Source organism: Pseudomonas sp. EA_65y_Pfl1_P113, from assembly GCF_963970525.1.
In the GTDB taxonomy this organism is placed as follows: Bacteria; Pseudomonadota; Gammaproteobacteria; order Pseudomonadales; family Pseudomonadaceae; genus Aquipseudomonas; species Aquipseudomonas tritici.
The window spans coordinates 23071-44233 of sequence record NZ_CAXAQM010000020.1; the positions used below are offsets into that span (position 1 = coordinate 23071).

20 protein-coding genes are annotated in these 21163 nt (G+C 60.3%); 12 read left to right on the forward strand and 8 right to left on the reverse strand.

Going from position 1 to position 21163, the window contains the following annotated elements:
* Nucleotides 1–57: 57 nt before the first annotated feature.
* The 7 genes from cobU (at nucleotide 58) to AACY52_RS18445 (ending at nucleotide 5346) form a co-directional block, all read left to right on the forward strand.
* Nucleotides 58–579 (forward strand): bifunctional adenosylcobinamide kinase/adenosylcobinamide-phosphate guanylyltransferase, encoded by a 522-nt coding sequence (gene cobU / locus AACY52_RS18415; RefSeq protein WP_339427399.1) that lies wholly within the window; start codon nucleotides 58–60, stop codon nucleotides 577–579.
* Nucleotides 576–1631: a nicotinate-nucleotide--dimethylbenzimidazole phosphoribosyltransferase gene (gene cobT / locus AACY52_RS18420; RefSeq protein WP_339560687.1), complete on the forward strand. Its 1056-nt coding sequence runs from the start codon at nucleotides 576–578 to the stop codon at nucleotides 1629–1631. Before cobU ends, cobT begins: the two co-directional genes overlap by 4 nt.
* Nucleotides 1628–2203 carry an alpha-ribazole phosphatase family protein gene (gene cobC / locus AACY52_RS18425; protein WP_339416665.1) on the forward strand — a complete coding sequence of 192 codons (576 nt, stop codon included), beginning with the start codon at nucleotides 1628–1630 and terminating at the stop codon, nucleotides 2201–2203. The genes cobT and cobC overlap by 4 nt, the downstream gene beginning before the upstream one ends.
* Before the next feature lie 2 nt (nucleotides 2204–2205).
* A complete protein-coding gene (locus tag AACY52_RS18430) occupies nucleotides 2206–2934 on the forward strand; it encodes an adenosylcobinamide-GDP ribazoletransferase (RefSeq protein WP_339436322.1) in 729 nt (242 codons plus the stop codon).
* Between the two features lie 42 nt (nucleotides 2935–2976).
* Nucleotides 2977–3381, forward strand: a complete 405-nt coding sequence (locus tag AACY52_RS18435) for a MarR family winged helix-turn-helix transcriptional regulator (protein ID WP_049712119.1) — start codon at nucleotides 2977–2979, stop codon at nucleotides 3379–3381.
* A 63-nt stretch (nucleotides 3382–3444) separates the two neighbouring features.
* Entirely contained in the window at nucleotides 3445–4644 is a 1200-nt protein-coding gene (locus tag AACY52_RS18440) for an MFS transporter (RefSeq protein WP_339416771.1), read from the forward strand.
* 150 nt (nucleotides 4645–4794) lie between these two features.
* On the forward strand, nucleotides 4795–5346 hold the full coding sequence (locus tag AACY52_RS18445; protein WP_339416663.1) for a glutathione peroxidase: 552 nt from the start codon (nucleotides 4795–4797) through the stop codon (nucleotides 5344–5346).
* Between the two features lie 65 nt (nucleotides 5347–5411).
* Here the strand turns inward: AACY52_RS18445 and AACY52_RS18450 are convergent, their stop codons facing one another.
* The 4 genes from AACY52_RS18450 to AACY52_RS18465 form a co-directional block, all read right to left on the reverse strand.
* Nucleotides 5412–6695 (reverse strand): outer membrane protein transport protein, encoded by a 1284-nt coding sequence (locus tag AACY52_RS18450; protein WP_339560688.1) that lies wholly within the window; start codon nucleotides 6693–6695, stop codon nucleotides 5412–5414.
* Between the two features lie 145 nt (nucleotides 6696–6840).
* Complete coding sequence (locus tag AACY52_RS18455; RefSeq protein ID WP_339427401.1) at nucleotides 6841–7323, reverse strand: hypothetical protein; 483 nt, start codon at nucleotides 7321–7323, stop codon at nucleotides 6841–6843.
* A 277-nt stretch (nucleotides 7324–7600) separates the two neighbouring features.
* Entirely contained in the window at nucleotides 7601–7825 is a 225-nt protein-coding gene (locus tag AACY52_RS18460; RefSeq protein ID WP_003175353.1) for a hypothetical protein, read from the reverse strand.
* 443 nt (nucleotides 7826–8268) lie between these two features.
* Entirely contained in the window at nucleotides 8269–8574 is a 306-nt protein-coding gene (locus tag AACY52_RS18465; protein WP_339416660.1) for a hypothetical protein, read from the reverse strand.
* 457 nt (nucleotides 8575–9031) lie between these two features.
* On the opposite strand from AACY52_RS18465, the gene AACY52_RS18470 reads away from it, so the two are divergent.
* Together AACY52_RS18470 and rmuC are read left to right on the forward strand one after the other, a co-directional pair.
* Entirely contained in the window at nucleotides 9032–9355 is a 324-nt protein-coding gene (locus AACY52_RS18470; RefSeq protein WP_025855837.1) for a hypothetical protein, read from the forward strand.
* A gap of 175 nt (nucleotides 9356–9530) precedes the next feature.
* Nucleotides 9531–10895 carry a DNA recombination protein RmuC gene (gene rmuC, locus AACY52_RS18475; RefSeq protein ID WP_339416769.1) on the forward strand — a complete coding sequence of 455 codons (1365 nt, stop codon included), beginning with the start codon at nucleotides 9531–9533 and terminating at the stop codon, nucleotides 10893–10895.
* Between the two features lie 36 nt (nucleotides 10896–10931).
* On the opposite strand, the gene AACY52_RS18480 is transcribed toward rmuC, so the two are convergent.
* The 3 genes from AACY52_RS18480 to AACY52_RS18490 form a co-directional block, all read right to left on the reverse strand.
* Nucleotides 10932–14402 (reverse strand): NahK/ErcS family hybrid sensor histidine kinase/response regulator, encoded by a 3471-nt coding sequence (locus AACY52_RS18480; protein ID WP_339416659.1) that lies wholly within the window; start codon nucleotides 14400–14402, stop codon nucleotides 10932–10934.
* 180 nt (nucleotides 14403–14582) lie between these two features.
* Nucleotides 14583–14966, reverse strand: a complete 384-nt coding sequence (locus tag AACY52_RS18485; RefSeq protein WP_065873769.1) for a YbaN family protein — start codon at nucleotides 14964–14966, stop codon at nucleotides 14583–14585.
* A 20-nt stretch (nucleotides 14967–14986) separates the two neighbouring features.
* The gene (locus AACY52_RS18490) at nucleotides 14987–15574 is read right to left on the reverse strand and encodes a YecA family protein (protein ID WP_339416658.1); all 588 of its coding nucleotides are present in this window, start codon (nucleotides 15572–15574) and stop codon (nucleotides 14987–14989) included.
* 275 nt (nucleotides 15575–15849) lie between these two features.
* Here AACY52_RS18490 and recQ point away from each other — a divergent pair, with 275 nt between their 5' ends.
* Together recQ and AACY52_RS18500 are read left to right on the forward strand one after the other, a co-directional pair.
* Complete coding sequence (gene recQ, locus AACY52_RS18495; protein WP_339416657.1) at nucleotides 15850–17976, forward strand: DNA helicase RecQ; 2127 nt, start codon at nucleotides 15850–15852, stop codon at nucleotides 17974–17976.
* A gap of 121 nt (nucleotides 17977–18097) precedes the next feature.
* The gene (locus AACY52_RS18500; RefSeq protein WP_304630168.1) at nucleotides 18098–18532 is read left to right on the forward strand and encodes a MarR family transcriptional regulator; all 435 of its coding nucleotides are present in this window, start codon (nucleotides 18098–18100) and stop codon (nucleotides 18530–18532) included.
* A gap of 63 nt (nucleotides 18533–18595) precedes the next feature.
* Here AACY52_RS18500 and AACY52_RS18505 read toward each other — a convergent pair whose 3' ends face one another.
* Complete coding sequence (locus AACY52_RS18505) at nucleotides 18596–20785, reverse strand: patatin-like phospholipase family protein (RefSeq protein ID WP_339416767.1); 2190 nt, start codon at nucleotides 20783–20785, stop codon at nucleotides 18596–18598.
* A gap of 84 nt (nucleotides 20786–20869) precedes the next feature.
* On the opposite strand from AACY52_RS18505, the gene AACY52_RS18510 reads away from it, so the two are divergent.
* Nucleotides 20870–21157, forward strand: a complete 288-nt coding sequence (locus AACY52_RS18510; protein WP_065873766.1) for a SelT/SelW/SelH family protein — start codon at nucleotides 20870–20872, stop codon at nucleotides 21155–21157.
* Nucleotides 21158–21163: the final 6 nt, after the last annotated feature.

Consider the following 21163-nt stretch of genomic DNA (forward strand, 5'->3'; position numbering starts at 1 on the left):
CAAATGTGGAACCGTGTCAGTCTCGAAAATTCGACCTGCAGAACAAGGTGTAGCCTCATGCTCCAACTGATCCTCGGCGGCGCCCGTTCCGGCAAAAGCCGTCTTGCCGAAAAACTCGCCAGCGACAGCGCTTTGCCGGTCACTTACATCGCCACCAGCCAACCTTTGGATGGCGAGATGAATGAGCGTGTCGCCTTGCATCGTCAACGTCGCCCCGACCATTGGGGCCTGGTCGAAGAGCCCATCGAACTGGCGCGTGTGCTGCGCGAAAACGCGGCTGCCGAGGGCTGCCTGCTGGTGGATTGCCTGACCCTGTGGCTGACCAATCTGCTGATGCTCGAAGACCCGAAGCGCCTGGCTCTGGAGCGCGATCAACTGCTGCAAACCCTGGCCTCGCTGCCGGGTGAAATCATTTTTGTCAGCAACGAGACCGGTCTGGGTGTCGTGCCGCTGGGCGAATTGACTCGCCGCTATGTGGATGAAGCCGGTTGGCTGCATCAAGCCTTGGCCGAGCAGTGTCAGCGTGTGGTCCTGACCGTTGCCGGCCTGCCCCTGACTTTGAAAGGTACTGCGTTATGACTGACACCTGGTGGCTCAACCCGTGTAAGGCGAGTGATGCTCAAGTGTATGAACAAGCCCTGGCGCGCCAGCAGCAATTGACCAAGCCGGCCGGTTCCCTCGGCCGGTTGGAAGCGCTGGCGGTGCAATTGGCCGGCTTGCAGGGTCAGGTCAAACCGTCGGTGGATCAGCTGTGGGTCGTCATCTTCGCCGGTGACCATGGCGTGGTCGCGGAAGGCGTGTCGGCATTCCCCCAGGAAGTCACTGGGCAGATGCTGCATAACTTTGTCACGGGTGGCGCGGCTATCAGCGTGTTGGCGCGGCAGCTGGGTGCGCAGTTGGAAGTGGTCGACCTTGGCACGGTGAATCCGTCCCTGGACCTGCCCGGTGTACGTCACCTGAATATTGGCGCGGGCACCGCAAACTTCGTCAACGGTCCGGCGATGACCGAGGTCCAGGGGCAATTGGCCCTGCAAGCCGGACGCGACAGCGTGCATCGTGCATTGGCAAGCGGTGCGCAGTTGTTTATCGGCGGCGAGATGGGCATCGGCAACACCACCGCTGCCAGTGCGCTAGCGTGTGCCTTGCTCGACTGCCAGGTCAGTGATCTCACGGGGCCGGGCACCGGATTGAATGCCCAGGGCGTTAGCCACAAGGTGGCCGTGATCGAACGTGCACTGGCGTTACACGCCGGACGGCGCGGTGATGCATTGCCTACCCTGTTCAATCTCGGCGGCTTTGAGATTGCCGCCCTGGTGGGCGCGTATCTGGCTTGTGCTCAAGAAGGCATCGTGGTGCTGGTGGATGGGTTTATCTGCACTGTCGCCGCGCTGGTCGCGACGCGCTTGAACCCGGCGTGCCGGGAGTGGCTGATGTTCGGCCATTGTGGTGCCGAGCCAGGTCATCGTCATGTGCTGCAAAGCCTCGACGCGCAACCGCTGCTGGACCTGGGCCTGCGCCTGGGCGAAGGCAGTGGCGCAGCGCTGGCCGTGCCGTTGTTGCGCCTGGCCTGTGCGCTGCACGGGCAGATGGCGACCTTCGCCGAAGCCGCCGTGGCAGGCCGCCCGGCATGACCTTGCGCCTGGACCTGCTGCGACACGGTGAAACCGAGCTGGGCGGCGGCTTGCGTGGCAGCCTGGACGACGCACTCACCGCCAAGGGTTGGGCGCAGATGCGCGCGGCGGTAGTGGAGCAGGGGCCGTGGGACCGCGTGGTCAGTTCGCCGCTGCAACGGTGCGCGCGGTTTGCCGATGAATTGGGCGCTCAGCTCAATGTGCCGGTAACGCTGGAAAAGGCACTGCAAGAGCTGCACTTCGGCGCCTGGGAAGGGCAGAGCGCGGCGGCCTTGATGGAGACCGACGCCGAAGGGCTGGGCCTGTTCTGGGCCGACCCCTACAGTTTCACGCCGCCGGAAGGGGAGCCTGTCAGTGACTTTTCCGAGCGCGTGTTGGGTGCTGTCGCACGCCTGCACCAGACTTATGCGGGTGAGCGCGTGCTGTTGGTCACTCATGGCGGCGTGATGCGCCTGTTATTGGCACAGGCACGCGGTTTGCCCCGGGAGCAACTCTTGAATGTCGAAGTCGGTCACGGTGGGTTATTCAGCCTGCAAGTTTGTGCTGACGGCGTGCTAAAGGCGCTGGCGTGATCATGCTGCCATTCTGGATCGCCCTGCAATTTCTCAGCAGCCTGCCGATTCGTCTGCCGGGCATGCCGCAGCCTCAGGAACTGGGACGCTCACTGCTGTTTTATCCGGTGGTCGGCGTATTGTTTGGTTTGCTGTTGTGGGCTTTGAACACCGCGTTGATGGGCGCACCGTTGTTATTGCATGCGGCGCTGGTGCTGACGGCCTGGGTGTTGCTCAGCGGCGGCCTGCACCTGGACGGTCTTGCGGACAGCGCCGATGCCTGGCTGGGGGGCTTCGGCGACCGCGAGCGTACGCTCACGATCATGAAGGACCCGCGCAGCGGGCCGATTGCCGTGGTCACCCTGGGGTTGGTGCTGCTGCTCAAGTTCACCGCCTTGGTGGCCTTGATCGAGCAACATGACGGCGTAGCGCTGATCCTGGCGCCGCTGATCGGACGCGCATCGATGCTGGCGCTGTTTCTGACCACGCGCTATGTGCGTGCCGGAGGATTGGGCCAGGCGTTGTCGGATCATTTACCGAGGATCGTCGGCCAACAGGTACTGATCCTCAGCGGCCTGGCCTGCATCCTGATCGGCGGCTTCAGGGGTGGGCTTGCGGTATTGCTCGCTGCAATCTGCTTCATGGGCCTGCGCCGACTGATGGTCAATCGCCTGGGCGGCACCACGGGTGACACCGCTGGCGCCTTGCTGGAACTGCTGGAAGTCGCGGTTCTGGTCGCTCTGGCGCTGTAACACTTTCTTGCATTTCCTTAATCGCGGGTATATACACGTTCCATGCTGGCCTCCCAATGTTTATGTACCAACCTGCGACGTGCCGCCCGTGGCGTCAGCAGGCATTACGACGGCGCCCTTGATGGCTTCGGGATTAACGTCGCCCAGTATTCGTTGCTGTGTAACTTGCAGCGGCTCGATCAGCCGAGCATCTCCAGCCTGGCGGAAGCCATGGGACTTGACCGCAGCACCTTGGGGCGCAACCTTCGGGTGTTGGAAGGCGAAGGCCTGGTGCAACTGGTGGAAGGCGATGACCTGCGCAATCGCCTGGTGATGCTGACAGCGGACGGTGAGGCACGACTCGCTGCAGCTTTACCCGCCTGGGAGGCGGCGCAGCAAAAATTGATCGATCAACTCGGCGCGCAAAAACGCGAAACCTTGTTGGCCTTGCTGGACGAACTCGCCTGAACGCGGGGTTGTTCGACTATAAGCGGGTATATACCCGCGAGCGGAGAATAAGAAATGACTTCCATGTGGCGCACCAGTGGCTGGATTCTTGTGGGGAGTGCGCTGATCCTGGCACTGTCGTTGGGTGTGCGGCACGGTTTCGGCCTGTTCCTGGCGCCGATGAGCAGCGAGTTCGGCTGGGGCCGTGAGACCTTCGCCTTTGCGATCGCTTTGCAGAACCTGATCTGGGGTTTGGCGCAGCCGTTTACCGGCGCCCTGGCCGATCGGTTTGGTGCCACTAAAGCAGTGTTTGTTGGTGGCATCCTGTACGCCGTTGGCCTGGTGTTGATGGGCATGTCTGATTCGGCCTGGTCGTTGTCGCTCAGCGCTGGCTTGTTGATTGGTATCGGGCTGTCCGGCACGTCGTTTTCCGTGATCCTTGGCGTGGTCGGCCGGGCCGTGGCGCCGGAAAAACGCAGCATGGCGATGGGCATCGCGAGTGCTGCCGGTTCGTTCGGTCAGTTCGCCATGGTGCCGGGCACACTGGGTTTGATCAGTTGGCTGGGCTGGTCCGCCGCATTGCTTGCGCTGGGCTTGATGGTGGCACTGATTCTGCCACTGGTCGCCATGCTCAAGGACCGGCCACTGCCGGTGATGGCCGGTCAGCAAACCTTGCGTGAAGCCTTGAAGGAAGCGTGCTCTCACTCCGGGTTCTGGCTGTTGGCCTTTGGCTTTTTTGTTTGCGGTTTCCAGGTGGTGTTTATTGGCGTGCACCTGCCGGCGTACCTGGTGGATCAGCACTTGCCAGCCACCACAGGCACCACGGTGCTGGCACTGATCGGGCTGTTCAATATCTTCGGTACCTACACCGCTGGCTGGCTCGGCGGGCGCATGTCCAAGCCGCGTTTGTTGACAGGGTTGTACCTGCTGCGTGCGGTGGTGATCGTGGTGTTTCTGTGGGCGCCGGTTACCGAAGTTACGGCCTATGCGTTTGGTATGGCGATGGGCTTCCTGTGGCTGTCCACCGTGCCGCTGACCAACGGCACCGTCGCGACGTTGTTTGGTGTGCGAAACCTCTCCATGCTTGGTGGGATAGTGTTCCTGTTCCACCAACTCGGTTCGTTCCTGGGGGGCTGGTTGGGTGGGGTGGTCTATGATCGAACGGGTAACTACGATTTGATCTGGCAGGTGGCAGTTCTGTTAAGCCTGCTCGCCGCGGCGTTGAACTGGCCGGTGCGTGAGCGGCCAGTGGCGCGATTGCAGGCGCAGATGGAGGCGGCATGAGCATAGCGATACGTGGTTTAGTCGTCATCGCGGGGGGCACTTTGGTACTGCTGGCCTGGTGGGGCTGGCAGAAAGGTGGTCTCGCGTTGATGCAGTTGGGTATGACGATCTGTTAAGTTCATGGCCTGATTATTTTCAAGGACACACGACATGCAGATGCGTTGGCTCGCTGTACCCATCCTGATGGCAATTGGCAGTGCCGCTTCTGCTGCCAGTTGCCCGCCGCTGCTGGAAGGCCAGTTGCCCAAGCTGCGCGCCAAGGAATCCATCGACCTGTGCGAGCGGTTTGCCGGCAAACCGTTGGTCATCGTCAACACGGCGAGCTTTTGTGGGTTCGCCCCCCAGTTCAAAGGCCTCGAAGCCTTGTACCAGCGCTACAAGGGCGAAGGGCTGGAAGTGATCGGCGTGCCCTCCGATGACTTCAAGCAGGAAGCCAAGACCGGCGAAGAGACGGCCAAGGTCTGCTACGTGAATTATGGCGTGACCTTCACCATGACCGAGCCACAGAAGGTCAAGGGGCCGGATGCGGTACACCTTTTCAAGGTGTTAGCGCAGCAGACCGACGCGCCGCCGAAATGGAATTTTTACAAGTACGTGGTGGATCGACAGGGCAAGGTGATCGCCAATTTCTCCAGCCTGACCAAGCCGGACAGCCCGGACCTGATCAAGGCGGTGGAAGAGGCGATCGCTTCCAAGCCCTGATTGTCAGCCATTAAAAAGCCCCGTCTCCTTTGCAGGAGAGCGGGGCTTTTTTACACCTGTCTGGATTAGAAGGTGTAGGTCATGCCCAGGCCGAAACCGTTGGCACTGTTTTCGTACTTGGCGCGGTAGCTCGCCGTCGACGGTGCATCAGCGGTCTGGTTGACCTTGATGTCTTCTTCTTTCAGGTAGGAGTAAGCCAGGTCGACGGTCATGTTATCCATGACTTTGTAGCCCAGGCCAACGCTGAAAATCGTACGGTCCCCAGTCGGGATGCGCGGCGAGCGATCAGTGTTGTTGGTGGGCGACTGGTCGAAGGTCAGGCCGGTACGCAGCACGACTTGCTTGGTCAACTGGTAGGAGGTACCCACTGCGTAGGCCCAGGTGTCGTGCCAGTTTTGTTCTTCGGTGATGGAACTGAGCTGGCTGGGTGCCAAAGCGCCGCCAGCGGCAGTAACGCCTTCGTTGTTGACGGTGATTTCCTTCAGACGGCTCCAGCGCGTCCAAGTGGCACCGCCATACAGTTTCCAGGCATCGGTCAGGTCTTGAGTGACCGACAGGTCGTAGGACTCAGGCGTGTCGATTTTCAGCGAAGCGTCGTAACGATTGTTTCGCAGGAACGGTTGAGTCGCCGACGGGCCGCTGACGGTGGTGTGGCCTTCAAGCTTGTACTTGACCTTCGAGTGGTAGGTCAGGCCGACACGGGTGGTATCGGTGGCCTGGACCAGTACGCCTACGTTGAAGCCCAGCGCGGTGTCGTCGCCCTTGATTTTGACGTTGGTATCACTGGCGGCAGCGCTCAGCGTCCTGTCCGATTCCAGTACACCGGAAATCCGGTTGATGGTCGGACCAAAGCCGATGGACACGCGGTCGTTGAATGCATAGCTGACAGTTGGCTGGAAGGTCATGACCTTCACTTCGCTCTTGCTGCCGAAGCCACGCCCCTGAAAGCCATTTTCATAGTCGGTCACCAGGCCAAACGGTGCGTATACACCGAAGCCGATGGCCCACTGATCATTGAGTTTGTTGGTGTAGAAACCGAATGGCACCGCAGTGAACGGAACCATGTCGCCTTTATTGGAGCCGCGTGAGTTGCCGCCGGTGTCGCTGATGTCAGTCGAGGCATCAATTGCTGCAACGCCACCTGTGATTTGCTGGCCATTCAGGCGAGCCATACCGGCAGGGTTACCGTAAACAGTGCTTGCATCATCGGCAGAAGAAGAGCGACCCGCGAAACCGGTACCCATCCCGCTCACGCTCTGTTCGTTCAGCGCGAAACCGCTTGCAAACAGTTGGGAGGATGCCATAGCAACGGCGAGGCTAAGTGTGGTCTTGAGCATTACTTTTTTCATTATTAGAACTCCGAGTGATCACCGCTGCGGAAAGTATCAATAAATTTAACATCGCGCTATAGGCTGAAACGTAGGAGATAGAGCGGTTTTGTAGGACAATCCGACCAGGATTCAGGTTTTTTGACGAATCTTGCAAATTGCCCGGTCAGCAAACCACGTGATTCATGGGTGAAACGCAGGTTTGCCAGGCTTGAGTGAAATCACGCAGGCGTCCCTGAGGGTGAAAAATTTCTTTCCAGATACGCGCCATACCCAGCAGATCACCCGGCGGAGGCAGTGCGGGAGTGTGTTGTTCGACTAAAAGCCAGGCAATGGCCGTGGCGTAGCGCAGGTTGACCGTCAGTTCGAGTTGCGGCGCGCTGAGGAATGCATGCTGGCTTGCCAGGCCGCGTACCAGGCTCGCGCGATCGGGGTCCAGCGCGAGGTAATCGTCCCACAAGGCGCGATGGCGAGGTTCGGTGATGCTGTACAGGCCGTGTCCACGCCGGTCATGCAGGGCGGAACCGAGTTCCGACTGGCTGGCGGCAATGCCCAGCAACAGGGACTCAGCTGCTGGGTTATGGCGGCCGAGGTACAGCAAGGTCGGCCGAATCACATAACGACACAATTCGCTGGCAGCGATACCCATACAAGCCTCAATCCGTGAAAGTGGTCGGCGAGTCCTGAGAAGGGGGCTTGGCAGCGGTGGATCGGCTCTCAGGCTCGCCGGAAGCGGATCAAGCCGCTTGAGTTGAAGTGTAGTGTCATATTCGTGATGTAAAGGACTGTTTTTAAAACATCTTCGCCATCCAGTTATAACGGTTATATCTATTTGAACTTAGGGCAAAAGTTCGATACTCAAATCGCAGGCAATAAAAAACCCTGCTTTTGAGCAGGGTCTTTTGTGTTTCAGCGACTCGGGTCGATCAGGCAACCAGTGCCTGACGGGTACGCTCGATCACGGCCTGCAGCGGTTCTGCGCTGGAGTATTGATCGGGGTACAGGCGTTCGCTGTGACGCGCGATGCCGTGTTCGTTAACCAGGGTGAAGCTGAAGCAGCCTTTGCGAGCGGCCATAATCAGGCAGTTCATTGGGGCAAAAGCGTTGGTGAGGGTGCGAATGGCATCCTGAGTATGGATTTGAGCGTTCATGTTATGGGTGTTCCTACAAATGACACGGATAAGAACCGTGCCGTATTAAAACGTTCCAGTGACGTTGATCACTATTGATCAAACGAAGAACCCGACTGGAACAAAGCAGCCAGTTTGAAGCGCTGATAATTTAGGCGCGCTTGGGCTGGCAGGTAGGTACTTAGGAGGGCAGGCAACACAACAGGGGCAAAGGTTCTGGGCCCGGGGTGAAGATCCTGATCAATTTGCAGGTTGGTTCGGTCAGAGTATTGAAACTTCGCGACACCCTTTGTTTGTTCAAAGGCTGTGTCGTCGCAAGTGATACCTGGAAACCATCGAGGTGATCGATCCCGTGTTGTTCAGGGGACTTGTTCGACCAGAATTGACTTTCAGCTTGGTACTAACGCCGCGGATAGTAACGGATTGAATCAGGTTAGGGAAGTGCGCAAGTCAAAAAACTTCAATCAGCCGCCCAGCATGCCTCGATAGACCAGCACAGTGATCGCCGCTGCCAGTGAGCAGCCCAATCCGTAGGCGGCAAGGGTCAAGCGCAGTGACTGGCCGGTCTCGACCGCCTTCATCACATCGGCCATGTCATTGATGCGGCCTTCGCCCAACTCAATGCACAGGCTCACCGCAGTGAAAGCCGCCGACAGCAGGATAGCGATGGCAAACAGCGCACCATCCGGTGAGGGCAGTGCCGCATTGATTCCCAGGGAGGCGGAACAGATGGCCAGTAGCAACACGGCAAACAACAGCATTCCTTTCATCGACTCACCCACCGTTGCGTTGTAGGGCGGGGAGTGTGGCGAGCCAGCAAAGATTTGAAAAGTCCCCGTTTTGCCCTGGCGGTAACATTTTTGCGGCGAATTGCGTCAAGAAAAGCCGGCGATATAACCGGCGGATGGGTACTTGTGCACATTAGTTGCGCGGTGTGTAACCCCGCTGTCAACGGCGCTTGAGCGCCGCCTTTAGCCTGTATTGGAAATTTAAGTCAATGAAAAATCTCGCTTTTTTTTATTGGTGAAAAAATCGTCAGTTTGACTGCGGCCCCCATACCATGGGGCTTTGCGCGAGTTAAAGCAGGGTTGTCCACTGAGTTATCCACAGCTTCTGTGGATTGTCCCGAGCGCTTGCTCTAGAACGGGCGTACAGAGTTTTTTCAGCTTTACCTGTACGAAAAAAAGAGTAGAGTGGCGCGCCTTCCGTTCTGTCCCGCAGTGCTTTATGAAGTTTCGCTCAGTATCACCTTCTGTTACCGACACTCCTCAAACTGTTACCGCTCCCAAACGCTTCTCCTTGAAAGTTGCCTTGTGGTTGCTCGACAGCCCCCGCCTGGGTCACAACACCAACGTCAAACACTTCGCCGGGCGTTTGCTCAAGCAGCCTGCCCGTGAAGGCGTGGTTGCCGCACAAAGCCGCCTGGGCCAGCTGATGTGCCGTGAGTGCGGAAATGCCCGCGACCGCCGCATCGGCCACGACCTGCTGCGCCTGGCGGCCCGCGCCGGTGACCGCCGCGCCCAGCGTGAACTGGGCCAGGTCGAAGACTGAGCTGTCCTCAGGCCCTGTGCTCCGCTAACCTTGCTTTTTTTCGGTGATGGCAGACATGTCTATGGTTTTTGACTGGACCAGTATCGCCCTGGGACTTGCTGGCGCAGCTGTGCCTTTATTGGCCGTGTGCTGGCAGCTTCAGCGTCGGCTGACCGCGCGCATGACCGGCTGGGAACTGCTCGAAGAGCGCCTGGCGACCGCGCAACTGGCTCAGGAAGGCCTCGCCGCACAGCTGGATGCCAGCCGCGATGAGATCAGCGATCTGAGCCAGGCCAACGCAGCCAAGCAGGCTGACTTGGCCGCCGTGCGCCGCGAAGTCGAACTGCTGCAGATCGACCGCGACAACGCTCGCGACGCCGCCCACGCCTGGAACCTCGACCGCAGCGCCAGGGAGACTGAGCTGCGCCGCCTCGATGCGTTGTCGGCCGCTTTGCGCGCTGAACTGCGTGAACAACAGGACAGCCATCAACAACGCCTCGCCGACCTGCAAGGCTCGCGGGATGAACTGCGTGCACAGTTCGCCGAGCTGGCCGGCAAGATCTTCGACGAGCGCGAACAGCGCTTCGCCGAAACCAGCCAGGAGCGCCTGGGCCAACTGCTCGACCCATTGAAAGAGCGTATTCAGTCCTTCGAAAAGCGCGTGGAAGAAAGCTATCAGAGCGAGGCGCGCGAGCGCTTTTCCCTGGCCAAGGAGCTTGAGCGCCTACAGCAACTGAACCTGCGTCTGTCAGACGAAGCCACCAACCTGACCCGTGCCCTCAAAGGCCAGAAAACCCAGGGCAACTGGGGCGAGCTGATTCTTGAACGGGTGCTGGAGCATGCTGGCCTGGAGAAAGGCCGCGAGTACCAGACCCAAGTCAGCCTGAAAGGCCCGGACGGCGAGCGTTTCCAGCCAGACGTGCTGATCATGTTGCCCGGCGACAAGCAGGTGGTGGTGGACTCCAAGGTCAGCCTCACCGCGTATCAACAGTACGTGGCAGCGGATGATGATGTGATCGGCCAGGCGGCGTTGAAGCAGCACGTGCTGTCGTTGCGCAACCACGTCAAAGGTTTGGCCGGTAAGGATTACAAGCGCCTGGAAGGCCTGCACAGCCTGGATTTCGTGTTGCTTTTCGTGCCGATCGAAGCAGCGTTTTCCGCTGCCTTGCAGGCCGAACCGAATCTGTTCCAGGAAGCGTTCGACCGCCATATCGTGATCGTCAGCCCCACCACGTTGCTCGCTACCCTGCGGGTGATCGATAGCCTGTGGAAGCAGGAGCGCCAGAGCCAGAACGCGCGGGAAATCGCCGAGCGTGCGGGGTGGCTGTATGACAAGTTCGTGCTGTTTATCCAAGACCTGGATGAAGTCGGTAACCGCTTACAACAGCTGGATAAGGCTTACAGCTCGGCGCGAAACAAGTTGACAGATGGACGCGGAAATCTGGTCAGCCGGACCGAGCAATTGCGGTTGCTCGGTGCTCGGGCCAGCAAGAACTTGCCGGCGGATTTGTTGGAGCGCGCGATGACTGATTCAGATGGTGTGGCCCATCTACCTGAATAAACACAGCCCAAAAATGTGCGAGCGGGTACAAACAATTTACAGCGGCAAATGCCGACTCAGCAACGCCCGCAACGCCGCCGGCTTGACCGGTTTAGCCAAATAATCCAGCCCCGCCGCATGCACCTCGGCCACCATCTCCGGGCGGCCGTCGGCACTGATCACCACGCCGGGAATCGGCTCCGCCAATTGCGCGCGCAGCCAACCCATCAACTCAGTACCGGTTTCGCCATGGTCCAGGTGGTAGTCCACCAGTGCCAGTTGCGGGCGCACGCCATCCGCCAGCAACGCCGCGCATTGCGCCTTGTCCGTCGCGGTCCACACGTCACAGCCCCAGCGCGTCAACAGGCTGCGCATGCCGATCAGAATGCTCTCTTCGTTATCCACGCACAGCACCTGAGCACCGGTCAGCGGCAGGCCGGTTTCCTGTGGTGTCTTGACCTGCGGGCTGGCCTGGTTGCGCGCCAATGGCACGCGCACACTGAATACGCTGCCTTTTCCAGGCCATGAGCGCACGCTCAGGCGGTGCCCCAGCACACGGCACAGGCCGTCCGCGATGGCCAGGCCAAGCCCCAGGCCTTTCTCCGCGCGGGTCTGGTGGCTGTCCAAACGTTTGAATTCTTCGAAGATCACCTGCTGTTTATCCAGCGGTATCCCGGGGCCACGGTCCCACACCTCCAGGCACAGTTCGCCCTTGCGTCGACGTACGCCCAGCAGCACCGGGCCGTCGGCATAACGGAAGGCGTTGGTGAGGAAATTCTGCAGGATTCGCCGCAGTAACTTGATGTCGCTGTCGACACGCACTCGACTGCCGCGCAGGCGGAAGCGCAGACCCTGCTCCTGGGCCAGCGCCTTGAACTCTGCGCCCAAGGTGTCGAACAGTTCGTTGAGAACAAAAGGCTGGCGCTGCGGATTGATTTTGCCGTTTTCCAGGCGTGAGATGTCCAGCAGGTCGCTGATCAGGTCTTCGGCGGAGCGCAGCGAGCTGTCCAGGTGTTGCACCAATTGCCGGGCTTCGCCGGACAGACCTTCGTTCTGATGGGAGAGGGCGGCGGAGAACAGGCGTGCAGCGTTCAAGGGCTGCATCAAGTCATGGCTGACCGCCGCCAGGAAGCGCGTCTTCGACTGGCTGGCGGACTCGGCCACGCCCTTGGCATCGGTGAGCGCCACGTTGAGCTGCGACAGCTCATGGGTGCGCTCGGTCACCCGTTGTTCCAGGCCTTCGTTGGCCTCCGTGAGTGCCTGCTCGGCTTCGCGGAAGGCGGTAATGTCAGTGAAGCTCATGACGAAACCGCCGCCGGGCATCGGGTTGCCGATCAGCTCAATCACCCGCCCATTGGGGAATAAACGTTCAGAGGTATGTGCGCGGCCCTGACGCATCCAGTGCAGGCGCCGCGCCACGTGAACCTCGGCCTCGCCCGGCCCGCACAGGCCGCGTTCGGCGTTGTAGCGGATGATGTCGGCAATCGGCCGACCGACGCTTATCAGACCGTCCGGGTAATTGAACAGCTCCAGATAACGCCGGTTCCAGGCCACCAGTTTGAGGGACTGATCGACCACGCTGATGCCCTGGGTGATGTTCTCAATAGCGCCTTGAAGCAATGCGCGGTTGAACTGCAGCACTTCCGACGCTTCATCGGCGATGCGTACTACGTCCTCCAGCTGCATTTCGCGCCCTTCGATGGCGGCTTTCACCACCGCCCGGGTCGACGATGCACCGAGCACACCCGCCAGCAACCGCTCGGTGTGGGCGATCCACTCGTTGTCGGCATTCTGATTGGGGTTGAAGCCTTTACCTTGGCGATAGGCAAAGCGGATAAAGCTTTGCTGTGCCCGTTCCTCACCCACAAAGCGTGCGGCCAGGCTGAGCAAGTCGCTGATCTGCACCGACAGCATCGAGCGCGCGGTGGCGCGCTGGCTGATTTCCTGGCCGATAAACCGCCCGGCTTGCCAATGTTCGGAAACCCGCGTGCGGGACAGCATCGACACCCACACAAACAGCGTGAAGTTACCTGCCAGGGAAAACACGGTGCCCAAGGTCAATGAGGTGACGGACAGACCCAGTGGGTGCGAGTGCATCCACGTCAGTCCTGGAAAAAGGCTAAGGGACCAACCCAGGCTTTTCGCCGTAACCGGTAGGACCAAAGTGTAGAACCACAGGAAAGTGCCCGCAGCGAGCCCCGCGAATACACCGCGTCGGTTGGCTTGCTTCCAATAAAGGGCGCCGAGCATGGCCGGCGCCAGTTGGGTGACGGCTGCAAAGGCGATCTGGCCGATGGTCGCCAGGCTCGCGGTTGAGCCCAACAGGCGATAGCTCACGTAGGCCAACAGCAGGATGATCACGATGCTGACCCGGCGTACCGACAGCATCCAGTGGCGGAACACTTCGAACGGTCGCTCGGCGCCGGAACGGCGCAGCAGCCATGGCAGCAACATGTCGTTGGAAACCATGGTCGACAAGGCAATGCTCGCCACGATCACCATGCCGGTGGCCGCTGAAGCGCCGCCGATAAACGCCAGTACGGCGAGTGCGGGATGGGCTTCGGCCATCGGCAGGCTGATCACGTAGGAGTCCGGCATTACCGAACTGGGCAGCAGCATCTTGCCGCCCAAGGCGATCGGTACTACAAACAGCGCGGCAAGAATCAGATACGCGGGAAACACCCATTTGGCCAGGCGCAAATCCTGAGGGTCGATGTTCTCCACCACCGTGACATGGAACTGCCGAGGCAGGCAGATGATCGCCATCATGGCCACGCCGGTCTGCACCACCATGGACGGCCAGTTAACGGTCTCTTTCCAGTATTCATCCAGGCGGGGGGCGAGCATCGCTTGGCTGAACAGGTCGCCGAATCCGTCGTACAAACCGTAGGTCACAAACGCGCCGACCGCGAGAAACGCGAACAGCTTGACGAGGGATTCAAACGCAATCGCCAGCACCATACCGCGGTGGTGCTCCGTGGCGTCGAGGTTGCGTGTGCCGAAGACAATCGTGAACAGCGCCAACACCAGCGACACGATCAGCGCGGTGTCTTGAGCACGAGTGCCGGTGGTGTCGGCGCCAGCGCCGATCAGCAGATTGACTCCCAGCACGATGCCTTTGAGTTGCAGCGCGATGTAGGGCAGTACCCCCACCAGGCATATCAACGCGACCACCACCGCCAACGATTGGGATTTACCGTAGCGCGCGGCGATAAAGTCGGCGATGGACGTGATGTTTTCCTGCTTGCTGATCAAGATCATCTTTTGCAGGACCCAAGGTGCCAACACCAGCAACAGCACCGGGCCCAGGTAGATCGGTAAAAATGCCCACAACTGTTCGGCGGCCTGACCTACAGCACCGAAGAAGGTCCAGCTGGTGCAATACACGGCCAGTGACAGGCTATACACCCAGGCACGCATGCGCGGCGGCAGTGGCGCACGGCGACGGTCACCATAGAAGGCGATGGCAAACATAATGGCCATATAGGCCAGGGCAACGGCGGCGATCAGCCCGCTGGACAGCGTCATGGTAACTCCGAGCATGGGAACACCCGAGCATTCCAGGCCCGGTTGGACAGTCTCGCATGATGCTCGGGGTTAGTCAGTGTCGACCAAGGTCGGGTGAGTGGTGCGTGTGAGAGCCGGCGGTTCGATGCCTCGACAGCGGCCACGTAGATGGCTCGCTCGCAGGCAAGTCGGACGCCGCCGTTACCGGGGCGGCAGGGTCTTTTGGCGCAGGATGTAGATCGTCACCAGCACGGCACTGGTCAACATGAAGCCACGTGCCCACGGCAATGGCACTAGGTAGCAGGACACACTGATGCTCAACCACATCAAGCCGATGGCGTAGACCTTGCCTTTAAGAGGGATACCGTTGCCGTCCAGGTAGTCACGGATCCACGGACCCAGGCGCGGGTGTTGCACCAGCCAGTGGTAGAAGCGTGGGGAGCTTCGGGCGAAGCAAGCGGCGGCGAGAAGCAGGAAGGGCGTAGTCGGCAAGACCGGTAGGAAAATGCCGATCACTCCCAGCGCTACGCTCAACCAGCCGATGGCCAGCAGCACGTAGCGCAAGAGCAGCGAACGATTGCCCATGGGTGTCACGGGCAAGCGACTCAGTGGTGACGTGGCTTGAGGATCGCCGGTTTTTCGTCAGGGGCGTTGCACAGCAGGTACAGCGCGGTGAGGGCTTCCGGGATCTGTACGATCATGTCGTCCATCAGGTTGGCGTCGGCGGCGATATCGGCGAACTCCGGCTGGTCGTCGAACAGGCCCGACCCCACCATGATCGGCAGCAACATTTCGCTGACTTCTTCCTCGGCAGTTTCGAACCAGGCGGCTTCGCGCAGGAACACGCCTTCCATGAAGCCGATGCACCAGCCGCGCAGGTCGGAGTCGTCCGGCTCTTCGCCAAGGTCCAGCTCGCATGGCAGCTCGAATTCTTCGTCCGACGCCAGTTGGCGACCGATGTGGGCCTTGAGGGCCAACAGGGTGGATTCGATTTCTTCGCGTTGGGCGTCGTCGGCGTAGTGCGGCTCTTCGGCGAACAGTGCGTCGATCCATTCACGGTCGGGTACGATCTCGGCGCAGATCGACAGGGCGGTCAGGTAGCCGTGGGCGGCCACGTAGTCCAGCGCCTCGTCATGCAGCTCATCGGCGTCGAGGAAGGCTTGCAGGCGGGTTAGTTGCTCAGCGAAGGACATTGAAGGACTACCTTGGAAATAAACGATGCTGAATTCTAGGCTTTCTTGAGCGCCCAGGCCAGCCGCCATGCAGATTTGCCCGCTTTAAGAGACGGGCTGCAATTCGTCAGTGGCGCCCTTTGCCGGGTATCGCTCGGGTATACTGCCGCGTTTTGTGATGCCCTCGCAGGTCAAGCCCAGCGCGCGAAAACTTCGCTTACGGATTATTTCCCGTGAGATCGTGTTTTTTCGACCAGCCTGTACAGAGGGATTTGCGCACTTTTTTGGAGTTTTACATGCTCGAGCAGGCTCAACGCGTCCTCAAGGACATCTTCGGCTACGACAGTTTTCGTGGCCGCCAGGGTGCGATCATTGAGCGCGTGGCCAGTGGTGGTGACGCACTGGTCTTGATGCCTACCGGGGGCGGCAAGTCGTTGTGCTTCCAGGTGCCGGCGCTGTTGCGCAATGGCCTGGCGGTGGTGGTGTCGCCGCTGATCGCATTGATGGACGACCAAGTGGCAACCCTGGAAGAACTCGGCGTCGCTGCGGCGGCCTTGAACTCTACCCTCAGTGCCGAGCAACAGCGCGACCTGGCGGCCCGCATCAAGCGCGGTGAAGTGAAAATGCTTTACCTGGCCCCTGAGCGCCTGGTGCAGCCGCGCATGCTGGCCTTTCTGCAGAGCCTGGAAATCGCCCTGTTCGCCATCGACGAAGCCCACTGCGTATCGCAATGGGGCCACGATTTCCGTCGCGAATACCTGCAACTGGGGCAATTGGCTGAGTTGTTCCCTGACGTTCCGCGTATCGCCCTGACGGCCACCGCCGACAAGCGCACCCGCGAAGAAATCGTTGAGCGGCTGCACTTGCAGAACGCCGAGCGCTTCCTGTCGAGCTTCGATCGGCCGAATATTTTCTACCGCATCGTACCCAAGGAGCAGCCGCGCAAGCAGTTGCTCGCGTTCCTGTCCGAGCGGCGCAGCGACGCGGGCATCGTCTATTGCCTGTCGCGCAAAAAAGTTGATGAAGTCGCCGCGTTCCTCTGCGAGCAAGGCTACCCGGCGCTGCCTTATCACGCCGGGCTGCCCAACGAAACGCGCTCTGCGCACCAGAAGCGCTTCCTCAATGAGGAAGGCCTGATCATGGTAGCCACCATCGCGTTCGGCATGGGCATCGACAAATCCAACGTGCGCTTTGTCGCGCATATGGACCTGCCCAAATCCCTCGAGGCGTACTACCAGGAAACCGGTCGCGCCGGCCGTGATGGTCTGCCGGCGGATGCCTGGATGGTCTACGGCCTGCAAGACGTGGTGATGCTCAAGCAGATGCTGCAGAACTCCGAAGGCGACGAGCGTCACAAACGCCTGGAGCAGCACAAGCTCGACGCGATGCTCTCGCTGTGTGAAGAGACTCGTTGCCGTCGCCAGACCTTGCTGGCGTATTTTGACGAAGACATGCCTGAGCCTTGCGGCCATTGCGACAACTGCATTGATGGCGTGCAGACCTGGGACGCCACTGAGCCGGCGCGTCAGGCTCTGTCCGCTATTTATCGCACGGGCCAGCGTTATGGCGTCGGTCATTTGGTGGACGTGTTGCTGGGCAAGGACAACGAGAAAGTGCGCAGCTTCGGCCACGAGAAACTGTCGGTGTACGGCGTCGGCAAGGCCCGCGCCGACGGAGAGTGGCGTTCGTTGTTCCGGCAGATGGTTGCACGCGGGCTGGTGGACATCGACATCGAAGGTTATGGCGGCCTGCGCCTCAACGACAGTTGCCGGCCGTTGCTCAAGGGCGAAGTGAGCCTGGAGTTGCGCCGCGACCTCAAACCGCAGACCACCGCCAAGAGCAGCACCAGCCAGGCCAGCCAACTGGTGCGTGGTGAAGAGCGCGAGCAGTGGGAAGCCTTGCGCACCCTGCGCCGCAAACTGGCGCAGGAACACAGCGTGCCGCCGTACGTTATTTTCCCCGACTCCACCCTGCTGGAGATGTTGCGCGAGCAACCCACCAGCATGGCCGAGATGGCGCGGGTCAGCGGCGTAGGTGCGCGTAAGCTGGAGCGTTACGGCCAGGCTTTCCTCGAAGTCCTCGGCGGCCAGGCCGAAGCGCCAAAGGAAGTTGCCGATATCCGCCACGAACTGATCAGCCTGGCACGCGCCGGCATGACCCCGATCCAGATCGCCGGCCAACTGCAATGCTCGGAGAAGAACGTCTACACCTTGCTGGCGGAATCCATCGGCAAGCAGCAGTTGTCGTTGGAGCAGGCGCTTGATTTGCCAGAGGATCTGCTCGGCGAAATCCAGGATGCGTTCCTCGACGGGGAGGGCGAATTGCCACCTGTGGCGGAGATCGCGCCGCTGTTCACCGGGCGTGTTCCTGAGGGTGTTTTGTACTGCGTGCGGGCGGCTTTGCAGTCTGAATTCGAGATTTAGTGCGCCAATTACGACAATGTAACAGATCAGTACATAGCAACTCTTGCCTACTGGCAACGCTCATGCTTAGCTGACTAATAATTAGCCACACTTTATTTTCAGTCTAAAACAAGAGCTTTTTATGCCGTTAACCGATCAACACCGATTTGGCATGCAACTGGCGCAGATGTCTCGTGGTTGGCGCGCCGAGCTGGACCGCCGTTTGGCGGGGCTTGGCTTGTCCCAGGCTCGGTGGCTGGTGCTGCTGCACCTGGCCCGTTTCGAAGAAGCGCCCACCCAGCGTGAGTTGGCGCAAAGCGTTGGCGTCGAAGGGCCGACACTCGCCCGCCTGCTGGACAGCCTTGAAGGCCAGGGCCTGGTGCAACGCCAGGCGGTGGTGGAAGACCGTCGTGCCAAGCGCATCCTGCTGTGTGATACCGCCCGGCCACTGATCGAGCAGATCGAGACGATCGCCACGGCGTTGCGTCACGAGTTGTTTGTGGGGGTGGATGAAGCCGATTTGAGTGTGTGCATGCGCGTGCACGGGCGCATCCTGGCGAATCTGGAAAAGTCCTGAACGGTATGAGCGGGCGGTGCGACGATTCGACAAGCCCGCTCACTACAAAGCCTCGCGCATCATTTAGAACGTCTGCCCCAGGTTCAAATACACCGCCTTCTGGTTGTCATCATTGAACCCATAGCTGAAGTTCAGCGGCCCCAACGGTGTATCAAAGCCCAGGAAAATACTCGCCGCGTTGATATAGCCGCTGTCGAACTCATTGTCGTTGTTCCACGCCCGGCCGCGTTCCAGTGACGCCCCCAGGTACAACGGGAAATCCAGTGGCAGGTACGAGCGTGGCGTGAGCCGGCGGTAGTACACCGCCCGCATCAAGCTGATGTTCTGGCCCGAGATCGCATCCTGGCGGAAGCCCGACAACTGCCGCGCGCCCCCCAGCAGGAAGCTGGAAATCACCACATCCGAATCATCCAGCGTGCGCCCATAGCGCCCCCCCAGCACAAGTGTGTCCGGGCCGTGGCTCATGGCCTTGTCCAACTTGAACTCCCATTGGCGGTAGCGCTGGTCCGAGCCCAGCCCCGGTTCGAATTCGCGGTAGGCCAGGCCGATTTCTTCGCCGGTGTGGGGGAAGTACACATTGTCCAGGGTGTCGAAGGAGTACTTCAGCTCATAGAAGCCCTCGCTGAAACTCACGCTGGGCAGGTCGCGGTCGCCGATGCGCACGTCTGCCTTGCCCCAGGCTTCACCGACGCCGAAGCGGATTTCGCCACTGTTGCCAATCTGGCGCCCTACGTTCAAGCCGAAACCGTAGCGTTCCAGGCGGTATTCGGAGATGGGGTCGTTGTCCAGGATCAGTTCGACGTTCTGCGCCTGGGCGCTGATATAAGGGGCGACAAAGTAACGCGAGCCAGTGTCCATCGGCTGGTAGAACTCGCTGTACAGCTCTTGTCGATCACCGATCTGCACCCGTGTCAGCCATTCTGCGCCAAGGCGGTTGATACCGTTCACGCGGTAGCTCGCGCCAAGGTTGAAGGCGCTATCGCCGCGCATGTCATCCGACAGGTTCAGGCCCAGGCGCAGGTAATCGGTGCCGCTGCGCTTGCCGCGCGCGCTGATCACCAACGTGTTTTCCTTGCCTTTCTTGATTACGCGGTATTGCACTTGTTCGAAGTAATCCAGACCATACAGGGTGCCCATGTCGGTTTGCAGGCGGCCCAGTTCCAGCGGCTCGCCCAGGTTCTGGCGGATGTAGTAGCGGATCACGTCGTCGCTGACTTTCGAGTCGTTTTCCACGCTGATGGCGGTGATTATCGGCGTGCGTTCCCCTGGGGTACGGGCGGCCACCAGTTGCGGGTCGATTGGCTCTGCGGGGCGCAGATGGGCGAGGCGGGCATCGAGGGCGCGGGTAGCGCGGTAGCCGGCGTCGATCATGTCCTTGGCGCGGCCGAAGTCGGTCACGCCATAGGCAGCGAGCGGCGGCTGGATCAGCACGTCCTTGGGGTGCAGGTCCTTGAGTTGCTCTTCAGAGTTGCGCCGGGTCATCAGGGTGATGGATTGGTTAAGCACGTCCACCACCGTGGCCAGTTGCTTGCGCGAGCGCAGCGGGGTGCCGATGTCCACGACAATGGCGATATCCACGCCCATTTCCCGTGCCACATCCAGTGGGATGTTATCGGTCATGCCGCCGTCCACCAGCAATCTTCCGTCCAGTTCCACCGGAGCGAACACGGCCGGGATCGACATGCTGGCGCGGATCACCTGGGGCAGGTGGCCCTTGCGGAACACTACCTTTTCGCCGGTGGTGATATCGGTCGCTACTGCGCGGAAGGGGATTGGCAGCTTGTCGAAGTTACGCGTGTTGCTGCTGTGGGCGAACATGCTTTCCAGCAGCAGTGCCAGGTTCTGGCCTTGGATCACGCCCAGTGGCAAGCCGAGGCTGCCGTCGTCGCGGAAGCTGAGTTTTTGCTTGACCAGGAAGTCCCGGTCATCCTGCTTGCGCCGAAACGGTACGTCTTCCCGCGGCGGCGCATCGGACAGGGCCTGCTGCCAGTCGATGCTCAGCGCCAGCTTTTCCAGCTCATCGATTTTATAGCCCGACGCGTACAGCCCACCGATCACCGCGCCCATGCTGGTGCCGGCAATCGCATCGATCTGGATGCCTTGCTCCTCAAGCGCCTTGAGTACGCCGATATGCGCAAGGCCACGGGCGGCGCCACCGGACAGCACCAAGCCGATTTTCGGGCGTGGCGGCTCAATGGCGTCGGCAACAAGGGGAAGCAAGCACAGAAACAGGCAGGACAGCAGGCGGCGCATCATGAATCTCAAGGCTGGGCGATAAAGGCCGGTATTATAGCCACTCGATCCGCCAAGCCCGTTACGCCTGGAGCTTCTCAAATTATGTCGTCGATCAAACCCGAGATCGTCATCACCTATTGCACTCAGTGCCAGTGGCTACTTCGCGCCGCCTGGCTGGCGCAGGAATTGTTGAGCACGTTTGCCGATGACCTGGGCAAAGTGTCACTGGCGCCCGCCACCGGCGGCGCGTTTCGCATCACCTGTGATGGCGTGCAGATCTGGGAGCGCAAGGCCGACGGCGGTTTCCCTGAGGCCAAGGTGCTCAAGCAGCGCGTGCGCGACCAGATCGACCCGCAACGGGATCTAGGGCACAACGACCGCACGCAGTGAGCGTCA

What these genes read in the sequence shown, in the direction of transcription:
- cobU (WP_339427399.1), top strand. Translation starts at nt 58, where the DNA reads ATGCTCCAACTGATCCTCGGCGGCGCCCGTTCCGGCAAAAGCCGTCTT.
- cobT (WP_339560687.1), top strand. Translation starts at nt 576, where the DNA reads ATGACTGACACCTGGTGGCTCAACCCGTGTAAGGCGAGTGATGCTCAA.
- cobC (WP_339416665.1), top strand. Translation starts at nt 1,628, where the DNA reads ATGACCTTGCGCCTGGACCTGCTGCGACACGGTGAAACCGAGCTGGGC.
- AACY52_RS18430 (WP_339436322.1), top strand. Translation starts at nt 2,206, where the DNA reads ATGCTGCCATTCTGGATCGCCCTGCAATTTCTCAGCAGCCTGCCGATT.
- AACY52_RS18435 (WP_049712119.1), top strand. Translation starts at nt 2,977, where the DNA reads ATGCTGGCCTCCCAATGTTTATGTACCAACCTGCGACGTGCCGCCCGT.
- AACY52_RS18440 (WP_339416771.1), top strand. Translation starts at nt 3,445, where the DNA reads ATGTGGCGCACCAGTGGCTGGATTCTTGTGGGGAGTGCGCTGATCCTG.
- AACY52_RS18445 (WP_339416663.1), top strand. Translation starts at nt 4,795, where the DNA reads ATGCAGATGCGTTGGCTCGCTGTACCCATCCTGATGGCAATTGGCAGT.
- AACY52_RS18450 (WP_339560688.1), bottom strand. Translation starts at nt 6,695, where the DNA reads ATGAAAAAAGTAATGCTCAAGACCACACTTAGCCTCGCCGTTGCTATG.
- AACY52_RS18455 (WP_339427401.1), bottom strand. Translation starts at nt 7,323, where the DNA reads ATGGGTATCGCTGCCAGCGAATTGTGTCGTTATGTGATTCGGCCGACC.
- AACY52_RS18460 (WP_003175353.1), bottom strand. Translation starts at nt 7,825, where the DNA reads ATGAACGCTCAAATCCATACTCAGGATGCCATTCGCACCCTCACCAAC.
- AACY52_RS18465 (WP_339416660.1), bottom strand. Translation starts at nt 8,574, where the DNA reads ATGAAAGGAATGCTGTTGTTTGCCGTGTTGCTACTGGCCATCTGTTCC.
- AACY52_RS18470 (WP_025855837.1), top strand. Translation starts at nt 9,032, where the DNA reads ATGAAGTTTCGCTCAGTATCACCTTCTGTTACCGACACTCCTCAAACT.
- AACY52_RS18480 (WP_339416659.1), bottom strand. Translation starts at nt 14,402, where the DNA reads ATGACGCTGTCCAGCGGGCTGATCGCCGCCGTTGCCCTGGCCTATATG.
- AACY52_RS18485 (WP_065873769.1), bottom strand. Translation starts at nt 14,966, where the DNA reads ATGGGCAATCGTTCGCTGCTCTTGCGCTACGTGCTGCTGGCCATCGGC.
- AACY52_RS18490 (WP_339416658.1), bottom strand. Translation starts at nt 15,574, where the DNA reads ATGTCCTTCGCTGAGCAACTAACCCGCCTGCAAGCCTTCCTCGACGCC.
- recQ (WP_339416657.1), top strand. Translation starts at nt 15,850, where the DNA reads ATGCTCGAGCAGGCTCAACGCGTCCTCAAGGACATCTTCGGCTACGAC.
- AACY52_RS18500 (WP_304630168.1), top strand. Translation starts at nt 18,098, where the DNA reads ATGCCGTTAACCGATCAACACCGATTTGGCATGCAACTGGCGCAGATG.
- AACY52_RS18505 (WP_339416767.1), bottom strand. Translation starts at nt 20,785, where the DNA reads ATGCGCCGCCTGCTGTCCTGCCTGTTTCTGTGCTTGCTTCCCCTTGTT.
- AACY52_RS18510 (WP_065873766.1), top strand. Translation starts at nt 20,870, where the DNA reads ATGTCGTCGATCAAACCCGAGATCGTCATCACCTATTGCACTCAGTGC.